We start from the raw sequence: 21,096 nt of genomic DNA on the forward strand, positions 1-21,096 counted from the left end.
CAACGAAGAAGTAACCAAGTTTTTTAATCAAGTCATGCAAATGGATACTTTTACATTACGCCAAGAGGCTATTTCAACTGAAAAGTTCCCATGATTTTAGCTAAAAATGAACTCCGAAACTTGAGTATTAACTTAGCCATTGTTTTCTTAAGTTTTCAGTATCACCAAAGTAATCAACCAGCCAAGATAAGGCTTCTGATTTATTGTTATTGTGCCATGCAATACAACAAGATTCTGGTTTGAGCGGGTTTTCGATATCTCGTTTTACAAGTCGGCCAGACTTAATAAACATATCCACCAAGTGTGCAGGGAAATATCCAACACCTAATCCTGTTGCCACACAGTTGATTGCTCTTATCCAATCAGGAACGACAACACGGCGTTGGTTAGGTAAGCGCCAAAGTTCCCGCTTTTTGCTATCGGTAGAAGTATCTTCAACGCATATTGCAGGGTATGGTTGAATATCATCTGCAGAGAGAGGTGTTTTAGCATTTACTAAAGAGTGTTTTAAGCCAACACAAAATACCCACTTAATCTCTCCCATATCGCGATATTTGTAATTGCCACCATTAGGAATAGCGGTTGTTGCACCAACAGCAATGTCGGATTGACCACTTACCAAACTTTCCCATACACCATTGAATACCCCAAGCTTGACTGTAAGTTCGACATCCTCGAACGCTTTATAAAAGTCACTTATCAAGGCGCTAATTTTATCGGCACGAAGAACATTATCAAAGGTAATTGAAATAGACGGGCGCCAATTATTAGCAATGCGCTGGGTGTTTGTCTTAATCTTTTCAAGCTGAAGTAACAGGTTACGAGTTTCTTGGACGAAGTGTGAACCGGCGGGAGTCAAGGTTACGCTTCTATGGTGTCTAGAGAATATTTTAATCCCTAGCTCATCCTCTGCTTGTTTAATTGAATAACTGATAGCAGAAGGTACTTTATTCAATTGATTTGCAGCAGCAGTGAAACTGCCAAGTTCTGATACAGTATGAATTAAACGTAGTGTAGATTCAGAAAACATGAACGAGACTTTCCTTTGCCTTCAATTTTTTTAATATCATAACAATATAGTCTAAGATCTGATTTGGCAATGATGTTAATCAATTCAACACCGCTACTGTTTGATACTTGTGCAATTAAACATTGAATTTGATCTTTTGGCTTTACATGAAAACCGCATGTCTATATTATTCACCGCGTTCGGAGGGGTGGCAGAGTGGTCGAATGCACCGGTCTTGAAAACCGGCAACGGTTTACCCCGTTCCAGGGTTCAAATCCCTGCTCCTCCGCCATATTTAGAAAAGCCGCTCAATTGAGCGGTTTTTTCGTAATTACCGTTTATTAATTTTCTCATAAATTATTAACAAATGGTTCCTCATCATCGGTTATATCATCTACAAACGTAAACTCTGCCTCTTCTGGTTCATTATCTTCATTTTTATTGATAGTCGGCGTTTTGGTATTTTGTTTACTTTCGTTTTTAGAGTTTTCTGTAACAATGGAACTTCCTTTAGGTTCATCTTCATTTGTAGTTGAAAATGAATCGTCACTGTCTAATCCATCATCAAACATTGGGTTTACTCTGTGAATGTCTTCACCATATTGATAGCTTTGTTCCTGCCATGCCTGAGTTGTGATGCTTGAAGCGTCTGTATCATGTGTAATGGTAGTTAAACTACCAAATCCACTTGTGTGATTATCACCTGATACACTTGTCTCTCCTTTATTCCTTAAGGAGCTAGAATCAGTTTGTGTAGGTACAAAAGCTGGATTTTTATAACAAACCCAAGCGGGCTTATAAATAGGATTAAGATTTGAATGAACTACAGAATCGTTATTTATGGGTTGCAGCCAGATTCTTTCTCTAGGAGTGCGGGTTCTTTTCCAATTAAACAGTCTAGCCAAATAGGACTCTCGTTGAACTGGAAGCCCCATCGGATTCGACAGGTTTGTTGGCTCTTGTGTTGCTACATTTTTAGCAGTTTTAATTGCCTCGTCAGATTCAATATTTTCTTCGGCTAAACTAGAATCGTTATCAACCAGTCTTTCTAAATCTTCATTGTCTTTTGGTTTTAGCAGTTTTCTGATTGCTAAAGCTAGCCCAGTAATAGTTAATGCTGTAGTTACCACAATACCCAGAACTACTCCTCCAACTATAATATAAATTGTGCAATCATTGGGATTAGGGCTTGGTGATGGAATTGATGATGGTCTTATAAAAGTTGTTGATTGTGTAACTATTTTAGAAATATCTTCTGACAAAAATATTGTCTGTATCACACCCTCAATCAGTGAAGTTGAATCAAGGGTCAGATATAAAATGTTACTACTATCAGGATAAGCTGTAACACCTTCTGAAATATATACTTCAGTTCTTGAATTTAATAGACTTTCGAGCATTAAAGAATATTCGCTTGAAGTTGGCTCGGGAAATGCATAGGTCGCAGTTGGATCTGGTTCCTGTGGTTTACAGAACGGTAATTTGTGAAGAAAAGACCCCTCATTGACTTGTAATAAGTGATGTGTCAAGGGTGTTCCTTGAATCTGTAAGCAAGTTGGCCCAATATTACCTTCTGGTAAAAAACAATTTTGACGAATACCAAATTTTCCGTTCCCACATTTAACGAGTGCTAAACACTTTTCGCTCGCCCACACATAGGCTTCTACATCTAAGTGGCACGCTTCACCAGGAGAAGGTAAATACATCGTCATTTTACACTTTGTATTAGTATCGATTTCAAATGTAAGATTTGCTAAATTTTTTGGATTAACTCCTGTTGCATCGTATAAGAATTGCTTTTCTCCATCAGCGAACGTAATTGTTTCAGGCTCTATGCAATCATCAACGGTTTCAAGTAATGAAGGTTCGGTTATATTTGGAGAAGGGCTTACTTTTTTTACTCTAATATGTTCGTAAGTGCTCTGAACATTATCAGAAGGTTTTTGTTCTTTTACATGATCTTCAAGTGTAACAGTATCCCCGTTTTCATTTGATAGAATTCGTTTAGTCTTTAGGGAGTCAACACAGAAATCGAACATCCAAGTTGCGATAACTCCACCAGCAACACCTCCGACTAATTTTCCAATGAAATGTGTTGCCGTTCCCTTTTTTACCTCTAGGTAATCCATTGCAACAATATTTAATTTTGCTCCAATTCTGGCTCCAAAAAACGCTGTAAGCTTTTTGCAAATTGAGATTGTCTTATTGGTTGCCGTAACACTGGATGGAATAGCGAAGGTAGTGGTAAAACAAGCAGTATCAATTGTGAAGTCGGCAATAGGATTTTCTCTTATACTTTTAGGCATTATTTCTTTAATGCTATGTGTAGATAAACTAAAAAATATTACCATAGCAAGTTGGATTGTAAGTGTTAATGGTGCGGCAGTCCCCTCTAGCGCCGCAACGGCCACAAACCAAGCAACATTAAAGCCAATATCAAATGCTACCTGTTTGTAATTTATGTTTCTGTGCTCTGACTCTTCAACGGTGTACTTGACTGCATCAAGCTGAATAGCAGTATCTTTACCACCAGCAACGGTCATTTTAGGGGCAGCCATAGTCGAATATCCAGTTAGTAGAGTAAGGCTTTGATTTAATAACATTGAGTAAGATGATCAAGTTAATCTTTATTAACTAAAATTGTGGGACAAGTTAGAAAATATTTTGGCCTTTTATTTAGAACTTACCTTTTAGTGCGGTACCAATGGTCAATTAAGGAACTTTAACCTACTCTTAACTGCCAACACATAATCGATTGCTAAGCTTAATTTAACGGAACAAGAAACCCTTTGACAGGCAAGTCTTTTTAAATACTCAATTAGAGGTTAAGTATGCCTGATCTAATGTATAGAGAAGCCAAGACGCAGGATTGGAACTTCATCAACTTGCTTAATGTGAATGAATTAAAAGAACACTTAAACGCTTTGTGGCCTTATCAAAATGATAGGGATCAGTTGTCCAGAATAAAGCGAAGTAAGTTTTATCAGTGTCATTCGAAAATTATCACATATCAAGATGTCGATATTGGTTATATCTCGATGAAAAATACTGATACTGAATTGGTTATAGAAGAGTTTGTTCTATGGTATGACGACGATGAGGATGAGATTGCTACGTCGGTAATAGAGCAATTGATCATAGAGCCCCTTACATCAGGCGCTCAAGTCATAAGCAAAGCTAGACTGAATCATCCTCAAATTGAAGTATATGAACGATTAGGGTTTCGTCGTTACTTAGAAACAGAAAATAGAGTTTATTTAAGAAAAATAATTTGATATTCAATAAAAAAGGAGCCAACGGCTCCTTTTTTATATGTTTTTGATTAACCAGCAAAGTTTGCGTTAACAAACTCCCAGTTTACCAATGCCCAGAAGCCATTCATATAATCAGGACGAACATTGCGATAATCGATGTAGTAAGCGTGTTCCCATAGATCAACTGTAAGTAGAGGTGTTACACCTTCTTCAGTCAATGGAGTTGCAGCATTACTAGTGTTCACAATAGCTAGGCTACCATCAGCTTTTTTCACTAACCAAGTCCAAGAGCTACCAAAGTTGTTGATAGCCGAATTAGTGAACTCAGCTTTAAATTCTTCGAAAGAGCCAAAAGACGCTTTGATTGCATCAGCGATTGAACCTGTTGCTTCGCCACCACCGTTTGGTGATAGGCAATGCCAATAGAATGTATGGTTCCAAATTTGTGCTGCATTGTTAAAGATACCACCAGTAGAAGTTTTAACGATTTCTTCAAGTGACTTACTCGCTAGTTCAGTACCTTCCACTAAGCCATTTAGCTTAACAACATAAGTATTGTGATGTTTGCCATAATGGTATTCAATAGTTTCTTGAGAAATATGTGGTTCAAGTGCGTTCTTTGCGTATGGTAATGCTGGTAATTCAAAAGCCATTAGTATGATCTCCGTTGACTTAAATTTAGTATGCTCACAGGTGCTTATTGTACTTATAAATTCATTGATGTGAATCATTGATTAGTAAAATAGTACGTTTGTGGGCAAAAAATAGTTCATCTGTAAACCCACAAAAATAATAGGTTTTTGTTATTGTTAAAGCTGAAGTACAATAGCTTTTAAAATATAGTCGTAACAGGAAACATTATGGAAACGGTTGAAAAAATTAAGCAGCAAATTGCTGAGAATCCAATCATTTTATATATGAAAGGCTCACCAAAATTACCAAGCTGTGGTTTTTCATCTCAGGTTGCACAAATCATGATCAATTGTGGTGAACAATTCGCTTATGTAGATATTCTTCAGCACCCTGATATTCGTGCAGAGCTTCCTAAATATGCAAATTGGCCGACATTTCCTCAATTATGGGTTGAAGGTGAGTTAATTGGCGGTTGTGATATCATTGTCGATATGTTCCAAAAAGGTGAACTGCAACCCATTATTAAAGAAACAGCGGCTAAATATAAAGCGGATTCTGCAGAATAATCGAGATAAGGCCGCTTTAAAGCGGCTTTTTTATATCTGTAGGATTCAAAATAGGAAATGTATTGCTTGTTTTTCTATGTGGGTTATTGAGTATAAACAACTCTATGGTAGAATTCAGAACAACATAGATAACAATTTCCCATTCTAACAATGACTTATAAGCGCTATTCACTTTTAGTTGTTTTATCTCTCATACTTATTATCGCTGGACATAGCGCTAATGCTGTAACTGTTGAAGGATTGAATCAAGCAAACATTTCTGTTACTTCACAAAGTAACACACAAAGACGTAGTGCTTTAAAACAAGCTTTAGCTGAGGTTATTGTAAAAAATACAGGTTCAATTGAAGCGTTAAATTACCCGCTTATCAAAGACGCATTAGCTCTCCCTACGTCTTATCTAAGGCAGTACTCCTATATAAATAATGATGACAAGTTAGCTTTGCAAGTTAATTTTGATGAAAGCAAAATACTGGCGTTGCTGCGTAATGCTAAAGTCTCAATCTGGGAGAAAAATCGTCCCTTAACATTATTGTGGATTACATATGATACTGATATCAATCAACAGATATTAAGTGACTCAAGTTCTGAAGTAGTTGTTAGTGAAATAAAGCAAGCATCTAAAATCAATGCATTGCCTTTAATATTTCCGATTCTAGATTTATCGGAGCTTAACATGATTTCAGAATCAGATATCAAGGGGTACTTCATAGATGCATTTCCAAAAGTTTCGGAAAAATATCAAGTTGATTACTTGATATTAGCGAATATTCAACAATCTCAATCAGGCTTTCAGTATCAACTTAAGTTATATCAGCAAGAACAAGATGGAGTCCGTCGCCCTATACTTACAAAGCAATCTTCCATTTTTGATAATTCTGCATCATTAGCTAATGATTTAGTAAGAAAATTAACGGTATATTTCGCTAATGAATATTCAATATCAGTTGAAGAGAAACAACAATCAGTTTCTATTAAATTTGAACAGGTTATTAACCTTGAAACTCAAATTAAAATCAAACGCTATTTAAGTCAATTAGCCATTGTTAAATCTGTTCATATTAGTCAATTACAGGGGGCAAAATTAACATTTGATCTGACCCTCTATGGCAGTTTGCAGGACTTACAAAGAGTATTAAGCCGAGATCACAATATTAGATCAAATGTTGACCAAGATATACTAAGTAGTGAGGCTGAACCTCAAATTTACCAATGGGTAGCGCGATGAGTCAGGACTTTTTACTGGTTGCCATGTTACAATGTAATAGATCTTTCAGCGGTAGGAATAACTGAGTGCATCAAAATTCACCATTACAGCTTTCATTACCTGTCTATTTACCTGACGATGAGACTTTTAATAGTTACTTTCCAACAATTGGAAATGATGAATTAATTCATAAACTGCATGATACAGCCTTAGGCGTAAATCAAGCCGCCATTTATCTCTGGGGGCCAGCTAAATCCGGTCGTACACATTTACTCCATGCAGCGTGCGCTCATGCAAATGAGAATGAGAGAACCAGTTTTTATGTACCTTTAGGTATTCATGCAAGTATTTCAACTGATTTATTTGAAGGCTTAGAGGCTGTAAACCTTATTTGTATAGATGATATTGATGCCATTGCAGGGAATCCGATTTGGGAAGAAACTGTATTTGATTTATTTAATCGAGTTGCAGAGTCACAAGATTCTTGTTTAATTGTCAGTGCCAGTAAGCCCATAAAAGAGGCTGATTTTCTTTTACAAGATCTTGCATCAAGATTGCAATGGGGGCTGAATTATCAACTATTACCTTTAGAGGATTCAGATAAGCTCAGTGCATTACAACGCCGTGCTGAAATGCGTGGCTTGCAATTGCCAGAAGATGTTGGAAAGTTTTTATTAAACCGTCTACAACGTGACCTAAGAACGTTATTCGATGTGCTTGATAAATTGGACAAGGCTTCTATGGTACATCAGCGTAAACTTACCATTCCTTTTATCAAGGAAATGCTTCACCTATAAAGCTAATAATATCTAGTACAAAAATATTATATTTATCAGTTCTGATAATTTATAAACTGAACCTCAATGTTATCCGTATATATCCTTAACTCTTGATCTGATGTGCTTGTTTTTTATTCATAAAAGGAATAGATTAAAACACGCGTTTGAATAAAAGTTGAGAAGAATATGTATCCATACAATGCACCTATAAATGAAATGAATTTTCTGCTCAAGCATGTATTTAAAGCAGAAGAAAATTGGCAGCAATTTCCCTTTATACAAGATAATTTAGATCTCGATACAGCCATGGCTATCCTTGAAGAGGCCAGCAAGTTTTCTTCTGAACAAATCAAACCGATAAATGCGAATGGAGACAAGCAAGGCATTTCTCTCGAAAATGGGAAGGTTATAACACCAAATGGCTATAAGGATGTTTATAAAGATTTTGCTGAAGGTGGCTGGGTTGGATTTTGCGGTAATCCAGAATATGAAGGCATGGGGATGCCTAAAATGTTGGGAGTGTGTGTCGATGAAATGAATTACAGTGCTTGCAATGCTTTTGCTTTATATAATTCATTAACTGCAGGCGCGGCATTATGTATCAACGCTCATGCGAGTGAAGCTTTAAAACACAAATATCTTCCAAAACTTTATAGTGGTGAGTGGTCAGGTGCAATGGCGATGACCGAATCTGGTGCAGGTTCAGATTTACGCCACATTAGAACTTATGCCAAACATCTTAACGATGAAAGCTATAGCATTACAGGTACTAAAATATTTATTACCGCAGGTGAGCATGACTTAACCAGTAACATTATTCATCTAGTCTTAGCCAAAATAAAAAATAGTGATAAGTTATCTTTGTTTTTAGTCCCAAAGCTACTTGTGAATGAGCAAGGTGATGTTTCTGAGCCAAATAATGTTGCTGCAATGTCCGTCGAGCATAAGATGGGAATTCATGGCTCAGCAACTTGTGTAATGAACTATGATAATTCAGTTGGGTATTTGATAGGTGAAGAAGATAAAGGCTTAGCTTGCATGTTCACTATGATGAACTACGAGCGCTTATCAATTGGTATTCAAGGTCTAGCAAATGGTGAGATGGCTTACCAACTGGCGAGTCAATATGCTAAAGAAAGAGAGCAGGGCAGCACTGTATCAGCAACAGGAGAAAAAGTACCATCATGTATGATTCTCCAACACGGTGACATTCGAAGGATGTTACTCACAATAAAAACATTAACTGATGCAGGTAGAGCTTTGGCTATATTTACAGGGCTTCAACTTGATCGTGCTCATTATCTAGATGAACAATCAGGCAAGCAATCTTCTAGATTTGCTCAACTCTTAACGCCAGTTACCAAAGCATTCTTTAGCGACCGAGGGTTAGAGTGCAGTATATTAGGGCAACAAGTTTTCGGCGGTCATGGCTATATTTGGGAGACAGGAGCTGAGCAATTAGTCAGAGATTCGCGAATTGCACAAATATATGAAGGTACTAATGGTATTCAAGCCAACGACTTTTTAAGCCGAAAAATATTAGCCGATGACCTTTCCTGTTTAAAAGAGTTTATAGGGGAATTAAGGTCCAATATTTCATCGTTCACTAATGTTCCAAGCCCTTATATATCACAATTAAACTCAGGCTTTGATCAGCTGATTAATACTGCAGAGTCAATTCAACAGCGTGTCGCTATACTGCCAGCAGCAATGAGCTCTTGCTCTGTCAATTATCTAGATGCGTTTGGTTACTGCATTTATGGTTACTTTTGGTTAGAAATGCTTCATCACTCTGATGAGGTTTCAGAGGATTTTCGTATAAAGAAAGCTTATTTTTGTGAATTTTATTTCGATCAGTTATTCCCAAAATCTAATTTCCACTTGCAGCAATTGGAGAATTTAGATTCTTCTATGCTAAATATTCCCGAAGATTGCTTCTAAACGAATGAGCCGGTGATAAAGCCGGCTTTTAAATTTTTATTGACTCTATCATGCATCACATTTATTTTTCGACTTTTAAAATAAAACAATAACAAAATTTAGAGGAATAAAATTAATGACAGAGCCATCAGCTTTGAGCTTAATTCCACCGCTGGTAGTTTTGGTTTTAGCGATTTGGTTAAGAATGCCAATTCTGGCACTTATAATTGGTGCTATTTCAGGCCTGATCATTCTTAACCCAAATATTGAAACTATTTTAACGTCGTTTTCTGATATTTCATTAAAAGTGATGCAAGATGAAACCATAGGATGGTTAATTCTAGTTTGCGGTTCATTTGGTGCTTTGATAGCGCTGTTAGTCCGAACTGGCGGAGCGAGTGCCTTTGGTCATTCAGCTTTAAAGCTTACAAAAGGTCCTAAAAGCTCTTTATTTATGGCATTTATATTAGGTGTGGTCATTTTTATAGATGACTATTTGAACGCGCTAACTGTAGGCGAGTCGATGAAAAGGGTAACCGATAAGTTTAAAGTAAGTCGAGAAATGCTTGCCTATGTAGTTGATTCAACAGCTGCTCCAATCTGTGTACTAGTGCCACTATCAACTTGGGCAGTATTTTTTGGTGGCCTACTGGTTGATAATGGGGTAGCAGAATCAGGGCAGGGGATTGCTGTTTATGTATCTGCTATACCTTATATGCTTTATGCATGGTTATCAGTTGCTGTTGTTCTTTTGGTTATTTTAGGTGTTATTCCGGCATTTGGTCCGATGAAGAAAGCCGAGCTTATGGCACAGCAAGGTAAGAGTATAGAAGTTGATCTTAATGAAGATGTTCATACATCGGATGACTACGCTGTAAAAGCAATTGAAGATGAGTTTAAAAATGCCCAATCTAAAGGCAAGCTTCATAACTTCTTAGTACCTATTTTATTATTGATCGGTTTCACAATTTATTTTGATATTGATGTTTGGAAAGGCTTACTTGCCACATTGTGTGTGACACTTCCTTATTATGCATTTCAAAAATTAATGTCACTATCTGAAATGTTGGATCAAATGTTTGATGGTTTTAAGAGTATGTTGCCAGCCATTGGGACTGTAGTTGCAGCATTTATTTTTAAAGATGTTTGTAATCAATTGTTATTACCACAATTTATAATTGAATCGCTAAGTGGTTACATGACTGCTGAATTGTTGCCAGCAGTGGTATTCGTCTCAATGGCTGTACTCGCATTTGCGACAGGCTCAAGTTGGGGAATATTCGCAGTTACTATTCCAATTGTCATGCCTTTAGCTTATTCATTGGATGCAAATATTCCCTTAGTAATAGGGGCACTTTTATCTGCATCATCTTTTGGTAGTCAAGCATGTTTTTATTCAGACTCAACGGTTCTTGCTGCGCAAGGTTCTGGTTGTAATCTAGTAAGTCACGCTATCACTCAATTACCCTATGCTTTGATCGCAGCTATCTTAGCATGTATAGGTTTTTTGATTATTGCTTAAACTCTTGGGCGCTAACTTTGTCACCTTCGACTGTTCATTTTAAGTTAGTGCCTCTTTTCTATTCACATAGACACCCCCCCGTCTTTTATTATTTGTATGACAAAAACGGCAGGTGTTACACTTTTATGACAGGCAAGAGTCGTTCTTTTAAAGTTCTCTAAAATAACGCCGATAACTGTCCTAAGGACAATGTGTGAATAACAATAGGAAGTGATGGTACAAATGAGAGCAAATTTGCCTATTACGGATAATGAATATTTAATAAATGAAAATGAACGCTTAATATCTTCAACTGACACGAATGGAAACATAATACATTGTAATCAATCCTTTATAGACGTCAGTGGTTTTACCCGAGACGAATTAATTGGACAGCCCCATAACATCATTCGACATCCACATATGCCTGAATCGGTTTTTAGAGAAATGTGGACTACTTTAAAGAGCGGTAATGTCTGGATGGGACTAGTTAAAAACAGACGGAAGAATGGTGATTATTATTGGGTTAGCGCCTTTGTGACCCCAATTTTCGAAAACAAGAGTATCATAGGATTCGAGTCAGTAAGGGTCAATGCAACACCTGAAGAAAAAGTCAGGGCAACAGAACTATACAATCGATTAAGTGCCAATAAGCCCCCTGTTAGTATTTTCAAACAAACCAAAAGATTTGCTAAACGTACTATGGGGATCACAGTACCGTTTGGTATAGCAACTGTATTTTCTGGCCTGCAATATGATCTAGCATTATCTGCTTTTGTTCTAGCAACTGGGGGGATTTCTTTGATTTGGGTTGCCTATCAACGAAAACAGGAGTGGCTGCAGCTTACAAAATTAGTTCCAGGCGTTTACGCTAATACTATTGTTTCTCAGAGCTATTTTGGTGGTGACCCTTCAAGTTCCGCTGGCAAATTAGTGCTTGCTTGCGAGTTTGCACGTAATAGAACAGCACTCACTCGTATCAATGACTCTGTTGTTAAACTTGATGAACTGACTTCCGTTACAGCTACTAAAGCTAGCACAACAGCTAAAGAAGCTTACGAACAAAGACATGTTACAGAAGAAATAGCATCTGCAATAGATCAAATGACCCACGCGATTAATGAAGTTTCAGATAAGATCATTCAAAACGCTTCAAGTGCCAATCAAGCTTTAAGCAATGTTAATGAAGGAGAACAGCTAGCTGAACAATCTTTAAAAGTGATCTCTGAATTAAGTCATTCAGTTTCCTCTATCTCTAATACGATTAATAAGTTGGCGCAATCTACAAGCCAAATTAGCCAAGCTGCAGATTTAATTAACTCCATAGCTGAGCAAACTAATTTATTGGCACTTAACGCTGCCATTGAAGCTGCTAGAGCTGGGGAACATGGAAGAGGTTTTAGTGTCGTTGCAGACGAAGTTCGCGCCTTAGCTGCAAAAACTCGTGAATCTACTCAACACATCCATGCGGTAGTTGAAGAGCTGTCAGTAAATGCCAATAGTGCTGTATCAGCAGCGTGTGAAGGGGAGAAAGTAGCCAAAGAAGGGCTCGAAGTTGTTCAGCATACTTCAAAATCATTGGCAGAAATTTCTTCTGAAGTTAAAAATATTACTGATATGTCCATGCAAATGTCTGCTGCGGTTGAAGAGCAGAGTCAGGTAGCAGGACATATCAATCAACGTATCCAAGAAATATCTAATAGCGCTGAAGAAACCCAGAATTCATCTGAAGCATCTAAAGAGGCCTCAACTAAATTGGAACAAACAACTAACGAAGTTCGCTCCTTGATTAATCGTTTTTTAGTACGATAAACAAGAATATACCGCCATAATTTATTGTGGCGGTATAGCCTTACATAAAATGTTGGAAAGAGGGTAAAATGATTCCTCTATTTTTACCAAACACTTTTCTCCTTTTTTGTATAAATGTACCTCGATAGGCAACTCTGTACTTCTTCCATCAATAATTTGACCATTTTCATTTCTAAAAAAAGGCCTAGAAAGCTTGATGCGATTAGTAGAGGTAAATGCATCAGGGTTTACCTTAACTTCAGATCTTTTAAGCAGTTTTGCTAATTGAATTTCGAGCTGATCATGATTTTGTTGATCATGTTCAAGCACTGCCGGTGCAATCTTATCCTCTTGCGCTAGCAAGCAAGAGGATAAACACACAACTGAAATTATTACTATTAAAGTAATATTAAGTTTCATTTTAGTTAGCCATCGATGTTGTGATTATTTTGTTTTGTAGAACTAATTTTAAAAAATCTTTATTAGGATTTTTTACAGCCAGTTTTTCATCGCTTTCATCTAGTTGGATTCCTTGATTTGCATAACCGAAACTACTAGGCAAACTCGGGCATAATTTATCAGTACGATAATTCAACGCCGCTTTTAACATTGCTTCATTTTTATCACCCAGTGCATGACTATAATCATCATCAACTAAACAGCCAGCTATTTGCGTACCATTTTGAACGGGCGATTGACTTGGTTCGAAGCCATCTGAATAATCTCCAAAACCTTTATGGTTTGAACCTTTAAATTGAATGGTAAAATAGGTTTCACCGCAGTTGTCCTGGGCATAAAAACCATAAGGTTTACCACACGTTTTGCCACCGATTTGCACTACCTCAATATCGATACCTCTTAGACCATTTATGAAGGCCTCACTCGCAGAGCAGGTGGAATCCGTTGTTAAAACAAAAACTCGATTAAGATTAAGAGACGGCAGTGGAGTACCTCTATCGAGAGTCAAGCCTACACCAGTATTGGCAAAACCTAGTGGTCTAATGGGCTCACCTGTAACTGGGTTTACTGTAGGGTGTTTATCGTTAAATTCATTTAATTCAAAAGTTTTATTCTGCGTATTTTCACTACCTGCAACCATGTATGCAAGTTGACTAGCCAGAATTAAAAATCCTCCACCGTTATAGCGTAAATCAACAACTAAGTCTGATACATTTTCATTAGCAAGTTGATCAATTGCAGATTTCAATTGTGATTCGGCGGGCTGAATATGGCCGTTAAAAGTAAAATAACCTACTTTACCTGAGTCTGTTTCAATGGTTTTCACATTTTGAACTGGCGCACTAGTGATTTGTGTTGGCGTCATAGTCACTGTGTATTCACTACCATTTACTCGACGTAATGTAAAATTGTATTCAGTATCATCTTTGCTTGGAAATAAAGCAGAATTAAGCAAGTTAAGGTCATTTGAAGTGGCAAAATCGGCACCATTGATAGCAACAATTTCGTCTCCTCTAGCTAAACCTTTGTTAGATGCAGGGGTGTTTGGCTCAGTAAATGCCACAACAGCTTTACGTGGAGGGCTACGGCGAATCAATGTGATTTCTGCTCCATATCCTAAAGATACACCACCTTGACTCAATCGTTTCCACTCTTCAGTTGATCTAGAAAAATGAAAATTATCTTTTGGATTACCGCTTGGTGTTTGTGCCGTAGTTTTTAGTTGAGCAAAATAATCTTTTACCGAAAAAGGCGCTGGATTTTTATCTGTGACCTCTTTATACCAAAGGTATGTGTTATCGTTCCAAGAACGAAGCCACATTTTTTCATGTTGTTCAGTACCTTGTTTGTCTGGAAAGTTACCAGTTCTTGGTTTAGCACAATAATCTTTGAAAGTTGATGCTGCTAAAAATTGCCCTAGCTGCCAAGTTAAAGGCGAAGTTTCGTTATTTGATTCACTTTGAGGTTCAGAGCTTCCACCCCCACCACATGCAGAAACACTTAATGTCAAAATTGAAATTAAACTGAAATGGCATAGCTTCATTGTAAATACTCTCCTTATATTTACAACGATTCTACATATTTAAAAACTTTTTAAAACATTTAGTTTGATTATTGCATCGGTTTCATTGGTGTTCTGATAATTGCTTAATGAATACTACTGATAGCTTGGTTTAAACATGAAGGGCAGTGTAGCCCAGTATCAAGATCCGTCAGTGGTTGTAAAATGGTATCCGGAGATATCGAACGTAATGGTGAGTTTTCGACCAAGACATCAATTTTTCTTTGGTGCAAATAACGTTCAAGGTACTGCTTTTTTTGCTTAAAAGTTAGATAGCCGGCTGCGCTATTTTCTTGGGCTATATTATTAACCAAGACCAGTTTAGCCTTTGAAACTGAAATTGCCTTAGCGTAATCGTCGACCAATAAACTTGGTATTACGCTAGTAAAAAAGCTTCCGGGTGAAAAGACAATTAAATCAGCAACCGCTATTTTTTGTGTTACTTCTTTGAGGCCACTAGCAGGTTTTAATAGAGCCATCGCTGCGGGGAGCATGTTGTTATTGTCTATCTGAACTTCACCGATTGTCGTTTCTCCATTAGGATAAACCGCTACTAAATCGTTATCTGAAGTTATCATCGGAAAAACATTCGCTTTCACATTCAATTTTTGTCTGAAGTAATCAATCGCATAAAGTGGGTTGGTAATTTGAGAATATTGCTGCAACAGTAGATTGCCAACCACATGTCCACTAAGAGATTCAGTGTTTGGGAAGCGATAAGAAAAAAACTGCGCTTCATTGGACTTAGGATCCGCTAAGCTGACAAGACAGTTTCTTATATCTCCCCAAGCAATGGTCGAAAATGAATTTCGAATTAGGCCACTCGAACCACCATTATCAGTAGTGGTAACAACAGCTGTAAGGTTGCTTTCAAGATAAGATAAAGCTTTTAAAAGTTGTGCAAGCCCATGTCCACCGCCAATAGCAACAACTTTATATTCACTGGGCAACTTCAAATCTAACCGCCTTTCCTTGGTCACTGACTAACTATATATCAATAGTTAATACGTCTAAGAAAAAGATTATAATGGTCACTATCGGTTATTTCCATATTTAATATTGAACAAATCAGCTAATTTATTTTTACTACTAGGGTTATAATTTTTCATAACTTTAACCCTATAAAGCATTTTGCACTTAACTATTCTTGTAATTTTTATGTTTATTTCGAATAGACCAAAAATTTTTCAAATATTGAATGTTTCTGTTTTCAAAGTTCAAACTTTAAACTAATTTATTTAAACTTTTTCTCACAATTTGATATCACAAATAACTGTTTTTGTTGTTTTTTTGTTTTATTTTTCATTGTTGAATCTGCTCCAACAATGTGATTATATTGCGCTTCTCTGTGGTTGCTGTCACAGTTGTCCGAGTGTTTGTGACTCCAAACCACTTAAAGCTTTTGACTAATGCATCGTTTATAACTTTTGTAATTTGGTCATAAGCATATTCCTAATTAAGTTGTATCTGGGAGAAACACAATGCAAGCTAATTCAAAATTAGCCAAAGCTGTGCACCTTGCTTTAATATCCAGCGCAGCCATTGCTACATCAATAATTACTATTTCAGCAAATGCCGCAAATGACGGCAGCGATAATGTCGAACGAATCCAAGTCACGGGCTCTAGAATCCAAAGAACAGATTTAGAAACCGCTAACCCAATTAAAGAATTTTCAGCCGCAGATATCGAAAGAACTGGGGTCTCAACCGTATCAGAGTTCTTACGAACTAATGCGGCAGCTGGAGGTTTTAATGAATCTTCAACACTTAGTCAGGCTGCTGGCGCTTCATCTGTAGGTCTTCGTGGTCTTAGCTCTGACTATACTCTTATATTGTTGAACGGACACCGATTACCGAAAAATACGGCAGGAGGCATATTTACCGATGTCAACCAAATACCTATAGCAGCTGTACAGCGTATTGATGTGCTACCTGATGGTGCTTCTGCAATCTATGGTTCAGATGCTGTTGCTGGTGTGATTAATATTATTACCAAAAAAGATATGGAAGGGGTTAAAACATCAGTTAAATATGGTGCAGCCAGTGATCACTTCGACGGCAATGAACTGAATGCATCTATTGTTGCTGGTGCCAGTAACGATGATACTAATATTCTTTTTGCAGCGGAAACATTAAAAAGAGATCCTATTGAAGCTTCGGATAGAGAAATGGGAAAAACGGCTTTCATACCAGGAAAGGAAGGTGGGGAAGGCCGATCTAATTTTGGGATACCGGGATATATTAATATTGATTCAATGATAAATCCAGATGCACCAGATGACGCCAAAGACAAAAGATATGATAATGCCGCAAAAGGCATTGGGAGGAGGCCTTGGGCGAATTGTCCACCTCAAGATACTGTTGTTGATAAGGATGGTAGAGGTGTATGTAAATTTGACTTTGCACCATATTATCAATTGCAACCCTCTTCTAATCGTCAATCTATTTACACACAAATAACTCACCAAGCAACTGACAACTTATCACTAACTGGTGAGTTTAGATTTACCAGAGCTTATACTTTGACATCAAATGCACCTGCTCCAGGTCTAATTGATGTATCACAGAGTCCATTCTTAGAAGACTTTCTTAAAAACGCTAGACCCGATGATTGGAATGAAATTTTGCCACTCATTCAAAATCCAGATCCTTTAAATAAAGATTGGAAACAAGAGGCATTTATTGATGTAGGACGTCGCTACTTAGACTTTCCCAACAGGCAAAAAGACAATACCAACCAAACCTTTGAAGCAGTATTAACTGCCAATTACGATATAAACGACAATTGGGGCGCTGATTGGACTATCGGTCATTCAAGATTAAGCAATGAGCAAGTTGGCGCAGGTGGGCAGCTGTTGAGAGAGCAACTTGAAAAAGCCTTTAATTCACCTAACTCCAAATTGAATCCATTTGTCCAGAATAATTGTAATTCCAAAGATTTAAAATCACTTTGTGACAGTTTGCAAGCATCCATTTTCCGTAAAGGCGAGTACACTATTGATTTCTCAACCTTAACGGTAAGTGGCCATACTGGATTAGAACTACCTGGCGGTGAAGTCGGAGTGGCAGTGGGTCTTGATACGCGCAAAGAGGACTATCAAGATAGATCTGATCCTGCATCTGTCGGAAGGCAAGTAATCGGTGGAGCTGGTTCCAATGGTGGTGGTCAATATGAAAATAAAGCTGCTTTTATTGAATTATCATTACCTGTTATTGAAAAAATGGACGTAAACGTAGCAGCTAGATACGATAAAGCTGATTGGAAAATTAATAATGCGAATAAAGCGACTTATTCGGCTAAAGTTTCATATCGTCCTATTGATGACTTATTGTTAAGAGCTTCATATGGAACGGGGTTCAAGGCCCCGAATTTAGGTGATTTATTTACCTCTGTTTCACAAGGTGTCAATCGAGCAAAAGATAGTAAATATTGTAAAGATAATAATATTTCATTTGATAAATGCCCATTTGAAGAAATTAATTCTCGTAGCGGCGGGAACCCTGATTTAAAACCAGAAACTTCTAAGACATACAACATAGGTGCAGTATATCAGGTCACCGATGCATTATCTGCATCTATTGATTATTGGAATTTGAATGTTAAAGATATTATTGGTTCACTTAGTACTCAGGAGATTCTAAATGAAGAGGCAAATGGTAATGAAACCGCCATCAACCTAGTTAAACGTGCACCAAACGGAAGGTTGAGTGGTGTTTCAAATGATTATTTTGTGTTAAGTAATTTACAAAATTTGAGTGAGAATAACACAACAGGTCTAAGTTATAACTTTAATTGGCGATCAGAAATCGAGACAGGTGACATCAGCGCAAACTTAAATATTGAACAATACTTAAAACGCGAGTCACAATCTTCAGCGACTCAGCCTTTGTGTGACAGCATTAAGGACAATGCGGCAAGAAAGTATCGTGTGAATGGGAACGTTTCCTATGGCATGGATGATCTTAATGTATCATTAAATATGCGTTTTTTACCAAGCTTTAATAGTTACAATCAACGAAACACATTTGAAAAAACATGCGAGCTTTTGGGGTATTATGGTGTAGAGACTGAAGAGAAAAACGATAAAACTGTAGTAACAGACCCAGGAAAACCACAACGTATTGCATCATATCTTCAATTTGATGTGACTAGCACTTATCACTTTATGCCTGATAATTCAGTTACCTTCGGTATTAGAAACATATTTAATCGTCAACCAGTATTCAGTGAACCAGATAATTGGCCGTTCTATGACCAAGATGTCTACGATAATGTTGGTCGATTCATCTACTTGCAATTAGATAGCAAATTTTAGTTTGTAATTTTCTAAGACTTGAGCCGCTTTATGTGGCTCTTTTTATAATTCAGGTAAAGTCGATATTGGTTACTTTATTCAAATCTGTTGTAACGAGCTTTATGGATAGCATAAAATTAAATATAATATGTGCAATCATGTTATAAGAAAATTAAGGAGTTATGCTTGAGAACAGGAAAGGCTGGGAAGTATATTCTTGCATTGGGTACAAGTGTGGTACTCCTATATGGGTTAAGAGTCGTCTTAATTTCTACTCAAAACACGGATACGAATCAAGAACCTGATCTTATCAAGAAAAATCAGATACCACCTCAAGTTCAGCCATTCCCTGACTTTGCATCTATTCAAGAAGTATCCAAACGCAAAGAAGCCTTTTTTAACTTTATTCGTCCTGCCGTTCGTAAGCAGAATCAACTTATACGCTCAGATAGAAGCTTTTTGTTTAGGGTTAAGAAGCAGTTAGATGCTGGTGACACCCTAGACAGTGGAACTCAAAGTAAATTAACTCGAATCGCCAATAAATATAATTTCAACTTTCAACGTTTTAATGAACAAGCTTTTTCTGATTTGTTAAGTCGAGTTGACACTATTCCTGAATCGCTGGTTTTAGTTCAAGCCGCAAACGAATCAGGTTGGGGAACCTCTCGATTTGCAAAAGAAGGATTCAACTTTTTTGGGCAATGGTGTTTCGTTAAAGGGTGTGGTTTAGTGCCTAACTCTCGACAAGAAGGTTTAACTCATGAAGTTGCTGTTTTTAAATCAGTTGATGCTTCGATAGCATCATATATGAATAATTTAAATACGAATTCAGCCTATGATTTATTTAGACGAATACGAGCAGATCTGCGTTCACAAGGTGATAAACCTACAGCGGCTAAGTTAGTGTATGGCTTAATTAATTATTCTGAACGCCAAGAAGATTATATAGACGAATTATTAAGTATGCTTCGTCACAACAAGCAATATTTGGATGTAAAAAATGTTGAAAAAACTATTAGCAAGTAGTTTGCTGCTTTCGAGCATAGGTGCCTACGCTGGAGATGTTTCGTTAGATTACAAAGGATTTTACGATAGATTAAAGCGAGTAAATAAAGAAGACTATAGCCTTATCACAATGGCTTTTTATGTTCCGAATAGCAAAAATTGTAAAATCATCTCAGGAAAAATTACAACAGAAAGAAAGTCTTACCCTTTAATTTATAATAAAGATCAACAATTACTTCTTCCTTACGATGAAAAGCTAAGATCGGATAGAGCTTTGATTCAACTAAATTTAGCTGGTGATACAACACGTTGTGGCATTCAAGTTCAAATTGCTTCAAAAACTAAGCAAAAGCATTATGAAGCTACAAGTCTACAACAAATGTTTGCAGAGATGGATGCGCTTTATACCGATCTTCAAGGTTTTCCTATGAAGTACTTTAGTAAAGGCATTTCAGGGATCAGTTTCAATTTTCAATCGGTTACTCAAATAAAAGTAAATGGAGTGCCTAAACAGGTCGAAGATAAATTCGTATTAACTGAATCAGAGTTAAAAAAATTGAAACATTTAGAATTCAGTAATAATCCTGTACGAATTAGTCCTTGGTTTAATCACTAAAGTCTTTATTCTTTATTATCCAACTTGCTAAGGGAAATCCTTAGCAAGCTTAGACTTCAAAAAATCTCCATTTTAGATAATATGGTTAAACCATTTTATTGAGAGTTATTAATGTCAGTAATCTATGAACCACAACCTTGGCAGTATCATTACGGTGCGCCAAGAGCAGGCCGAAAACTATGGCTGATAAAACCTAGTGAAGTAGGTGTAATGATTCCTTTAGTGCTTAAGGTTGCACAAGTTTATCTTGATGCAGATAAGCAGCACTTATATTTTGATGTTAGCTCAAGCTATAAGGTTAGAAGTAATGCATTTATAGCGTTATCTAAGCTATTAAAAAATATCATGCAACTTGTCGAAAATAATGAGGAGTAGGTAGTGTCCTAATTTAGTGATATGCATGAATATCAATTCCAAATTCTACACGATTGATTAACAAACCAATTACAGTGTCGTGCATACTCTCTAACTTTGAAAAGCAAATCGTTCTTCGTGCCAACC

17 protein-coding genes, 1 tRNA gene and 1 pseudogene are annotated in these 21,096 nt (G+C 36.9%); 12 read left to right on the forward strand and 7 right to left on the reverse strand.

Annotated features, from left to right (window positions below):
• Positions 1 to 127 precede the first annotated feature (127 nt).
• Positions 128 to 1,030 carry a DNA-binding transcriptional activator PunR gene (punR, locus tag D5018_RS17080; protein WP_121840202.1) on the reverse strand — a complete coding sequence of 301 codons (903 nt, stop codon included), beginning with the start codon at positions 1,028 to 1,030 and terminating at the stop codon, positions 128 to 130.
• Positions 1,031 to 1,211: 181 nt separating this feature from the next.
• On the opposite strand from punR, the gene D5018_RS17085 reads away from it, so the two are divergent.
• Positions 1,212 to 1,301: transfer RNA gene (locus D5018_RS17085), tRNA-Ser, on the forward strand.
• A gap of 58 nt (positions 1,302 to 1,359) precedes the next feature.
• Here D5018_RS17085 and D5018_RS17090 read toward each other — a convergent pair.
• Positions 1,360 to 3,567, reverse strand: coding sequence for a hypothetical protein (locus D5018_RS17090; RefSeq protein ID WP_121840203.1), 2,208 nt, complete (start codon positions 3,565 to 3,567; stop codon positions 1,360 to 1,362).
• Between the two features lie 273 nt (positions 3,568 to 3,840).
• On the opposite strand from D5018_RS17090, the gene D5018_RS17095 reads away from it, so the two are divergent.
• Positions 3,841 to 4,284 carry a hypothetical protein gene (locus D5018_RS17095; protein WP_121840204.1) on the forward strand — a complete coding sequence of 148 codons (444 nt, stop codon included), beginning with the start codon at positions 3,841 to 3,843 and terminating at the stop codon, positions 4,282 to 4,284.
• 47 nt (positions 4,285 to 4,331) lie between these two features.
• Here the strand turns inward: D5018_RS17095 and sodB are convergent, their stop codons facing one another.
• The gene (gene sodB / locus D5018_RS17100) at positions 4,332 to 4,916 is read right to left on the reverse strand and encodes a superoxide dismutase [Fe] (RefSeq protein WP_121840205.1); all 585 of its coding nucleotides are present in this window, start codon (positions 4,914 to 4,916) and stop codon (positions 4,332 to 4,334) included.
• Between the two features lie 207 nt (positions 4,917 to 5,123).
• On the opposite strand from sodB, the gene D5018_RS17105 reads away from it, so the two are divergent.
• The 6 genes from D5018_RS17105 to D5018_RS17130 all read left to right on the forward strand — a co-directional run bounded on the left by D5018_RS17105 (position 5,124) and on the right by D5018_RS17130 (position 12,680).
• Positions 5,124 to 5,462 carry a Grx4 family monothiol glutaredoxin gene (locus D5018_RS17105; RefSeq protein ID WP_121840206.1) on the forward strand — a complete coding sequence of 113 codons (339 nt, stop codon included), beginning with the start codon at positions 5,124 to 5,126 and terminating at the stop codon, positions 5,460 to 5,462.
• Positions 5,463 to 5,612: 150 nt separating this feature from the next.
• The gene (locus D5018_RS17110; RefSeq protein ID WP_121840207.1) at positions 5,613 to 6,689 is read left to right on the forward strand and encodes a DUF2066 domain-containing protein; all 1,077 of its coding nucleotides are present in this window, start codon (positions 5,613 to 5,615) and stop codon (positions 6,687 to 6,689) included.
• Positions 6,690 to 6,754: 65 nt separating this feature from the next.
• A complete protein-coding gene (gene hda / locus D5018_RS17115) occupies positions 6,755 to 7,465 on the forward strand; it encodes a DnaA inactivator Hda (RefSeq protein ID WP_121840208.1) in 711 nt (236 codons plus the stop codon).
• A 168-nt stretch (positions 7,466 to 7,633) separates the two neighbouring features.
• Positions 7,634 to 9,388 (forward strand): acyl-CoA dehydrogenase family protein, encoded by a 1,755-nt coding sequence (locus tag D5018_RS17120; RefSeq protein WP_121840209.1) that lies wholly within the window; start codon positions 7,634 to 7,636, stop codon positions 9,386 to 9,388.
• Between the two features lie 115 nt (positions 9,389 to 9,503).
• On the forward strand, positions 9,504 to 10,889 hold the full coding sequence (locus D5018_RS17125) for a Na+/H+ antiporter NhaC family protein (protein WP_121840210.1): 1,386 nt from the start codon (positions 9,504 to 9,506) through the stop codon (positions 10,887 to 10,889).
• Positions 10,890 to 11,111: 222 nt separating this feature from the next.
• Positions 11,112 to 12,680 carry a methyl-accepting chemotaxis protein gene (locus tag D5018_RS17130; RefSeq protein WP_121840218.1) on the forward strand — a complete coding sequence of 523 codons (1,569 nt, stop codon included), beginning with the start codon at positions 11,112 to 11,114 and terminating at the stop codon, positions 12,678 to 12,680.
• A gap of 21 nt (positions 12,681 to 12,701) precedes the next feature.
• Here the strand turns inward: D5018_RS17130 and D5018_RS17135 are convergent, their stop codons facing one another.
• The 3 genes from D5018_RS17135 to D5018_RS17145 all read right to left on the reverse strand — a co-directional run bounded on the left by D5018_RS17135 (position 12,702) and on the right by D5018_RS17145 (position 15,635).
• Positions 12,702 to 13,079 carry a hypothetical protein gene (locus tag D5018_RS17135; RefSeq protein WP_121840211.1) on the reverse strand — a complete coding sequence of 126 codons (378 nt, stop codon included), beginning with the start codon at positions 13,077 to 13,079 and terminating at the stop codon, positions 12,702 to 12,704.
• Position 13,080: 1 nt separating this feature from the next.
• Positions 13,081 to 14,661, reverse strand: coding sequence for a S41 family peptidase (locus D5018_RS17140; RefSeq protein ID WP_121840212.1), 1,581 nt, complete (start codon positions 14,659 to 14,661; stop codon positions 13,081 to 13,083).
• Positions 14,662 to 14,765: 104 nt separating this feature from the next.
• Positions 14,766 to 15,635 (reverse strand): gluconeogenesis factor YvcK family protein, encoded by an 870-nt coding sequence (locus D5018_RS17145; protein ID WP_165905091.1) that lies wholly within the window; start codon positions 15,633 to 15,635, stop codon positions 14,766 to 14,768.
• A 525-nt stretch (positions 15,636 to 16,160) separates the two neighbouring features.
• Here D5018_RS17145 and D5018_RS17150 point away from each other — a divergent pair.
• From D5018_RS17150 to D5018_RS17165, 4 genes are all read left to right on the forward strand, one after another.
• Positions 16,161 to 18,995 carry a TonB-dependent receptor domain-containing protein gene (locus D5018_RS17150; protein ID WP_121840214.1) on the forward strand — a complete coding sequence of 945 codons (2,835 nt, stop codon included), beginning with the start codon at positions 16,161 to 16,163 and terminating at the stop codon, positions 18,993 to 18,995.
• A 165-nt stretch (positions 18,996 to 19,160) separates the two neighbouring features.
• A complete protein-coding gene (locus D5018_RS17155; protein WP_121840215.1) occupies positions 19,161 to 20,000 on the forward strand; it encodes a glucosaminidase domain-containing protein in 840 nt (279 codons plus the stop codon).
• On the forward strand, positions 19,975 to 20,595 hold the full coding sequence (locus D5018_RS17160; RefSeq protein ID WP_121840216.1) for a DUF2987 domain-containing protein: 621 nt from the start codon (positions 19,975 to 19,977) through the stop codon (positions 20,593 to 20,595). The genes D5018_RS17155 and D5018_RS17160 overlap by 26 nt, the downstream gene beginning before the upstream one ends.
• Positions 20,596 to 20,706: 111 nt before the next feature.
• The gene (locus tag D5018_RS17165) at positions 20,707 to 20,970 is read left to right on the forward strand and encodes a hypothetical protein (RefSeq protein WP_121840217.1); all 264 of its coding nucleotides are present in this window, start codon (positions 20,707 to 20,709) and stop codon (positions 20,968 to 20,970) included.
• A 13-nt stretch (positions 20,971 to 20,983) separates the two neighbouring features.
• Here D5018_RS17165 and D5018_RS22435 read toward each other — a convergent pair.
• Positions 20,984 to 21,096, reverse strand: a pseudogene (locus D5018_RS22435) (IS1 family transposase); the annotation flags it as partial.

The sequence above is a fragment of the Parashewanella curva genome, from assembly GCF_003675895.1.
GTDB classification, from domain to species: Bacteria; Pseudomonadota; Gammaproteobacteria; order Enterobacterales; family Shewanellaceae; genus Parashewanella; species Parashewanella curva.

Coding starts and splice junctions, on each gene's coding strand:
- punR (WP_121840202.1), bottom strand. CDS start 1,030: ATGTTTTCTGAATCTACACTACGTTTAATTCATACTGTATCAGAACTT.
- D5018_RS17090 (WP_121840203.1), bottom strand. CDS start 3,567: ATGGCTGCCCCTAAAATGACCGTTGCTGGTGGTAAAGATACTGCTATT.
- D5018_RS17095 (WP_121840204.1), top strand. CDS start 3,841: ATGCCTGATCTAATGTATAGAGAAGCCAAGACGCAGGATTGGAACTTC.
- sodB (WP_121840205.1), bottom strand. CDS start 4,916: ATGGCTTTTGAATTACCAGCATTACCATACGCAAAGAACGCACTTGAA.
- D5018_RS17105 (WP_121840206.1), top strand. CDS start 5,124: ATGGAAACGGTTGAAAAAATTAAGCAGCAAATTGCTGAGAATCCAATC.
- D5018_RS17110 (WP_121840207.1), top strand. CDS start 5,613: ATGACTTATAAGCGCTATTCACTTTTAGTTGTTTTATCTCTCATACTT.
- D5018_RS17120 (WP_121840209.1), top strand. CDS start 7,634: ATGTATCCATACAATGCACCTATAAATGAAATGAATTTTCTGCTCAAG.
- D5018_RS17125 (WP_121840210.1), top strand. CDS start 9,504: ATGACAGAGCCATCAGCTTTGAGCTTAATTCCACCGCTGGTAGTTTTG.
- D5018_RS17130 (WP_121840218.1), top strand. CDS start 11,112: ATGAGAGCAAATTTGCCTATTACGGATAATGAATATTTAATAAATGAA.
- D5018_RS17135 (WP_121840211.1), bottom strand. CDS start 13,079: ATGAAACTTAATATTACTTTAATAGTAATAATTTCAGTTGTGTGTTTA.
- D5018_RS17140 (WP_121840212.1), bottom strand. CDS start 14,661: ATGAAGCTATGCCATTTCAGTTTAATTTCAATTTTGACATTAAGTGTT.
- D5018_RS17150 (WP_121840214.1), top strand. CDS start 16,161: ATGCAAGCTAATTCAAAATTAGCCAAAGCTGTGCACCTTGCTTTAATA.
- D5018_RS17160 (WP_121840216.1), top strand. CDS start 19,975: ATGTTGAAAAAACTATTAGCAAGTAGTTTGCTGCTTTCGAGCATAGGT.
- D5018_RS17165 (WP_121840217.1), top strand. CDS start 20,707: ATGTCAGTAATCTATGAACCACAACCTTGGCAGTATCATTACGGTGCG.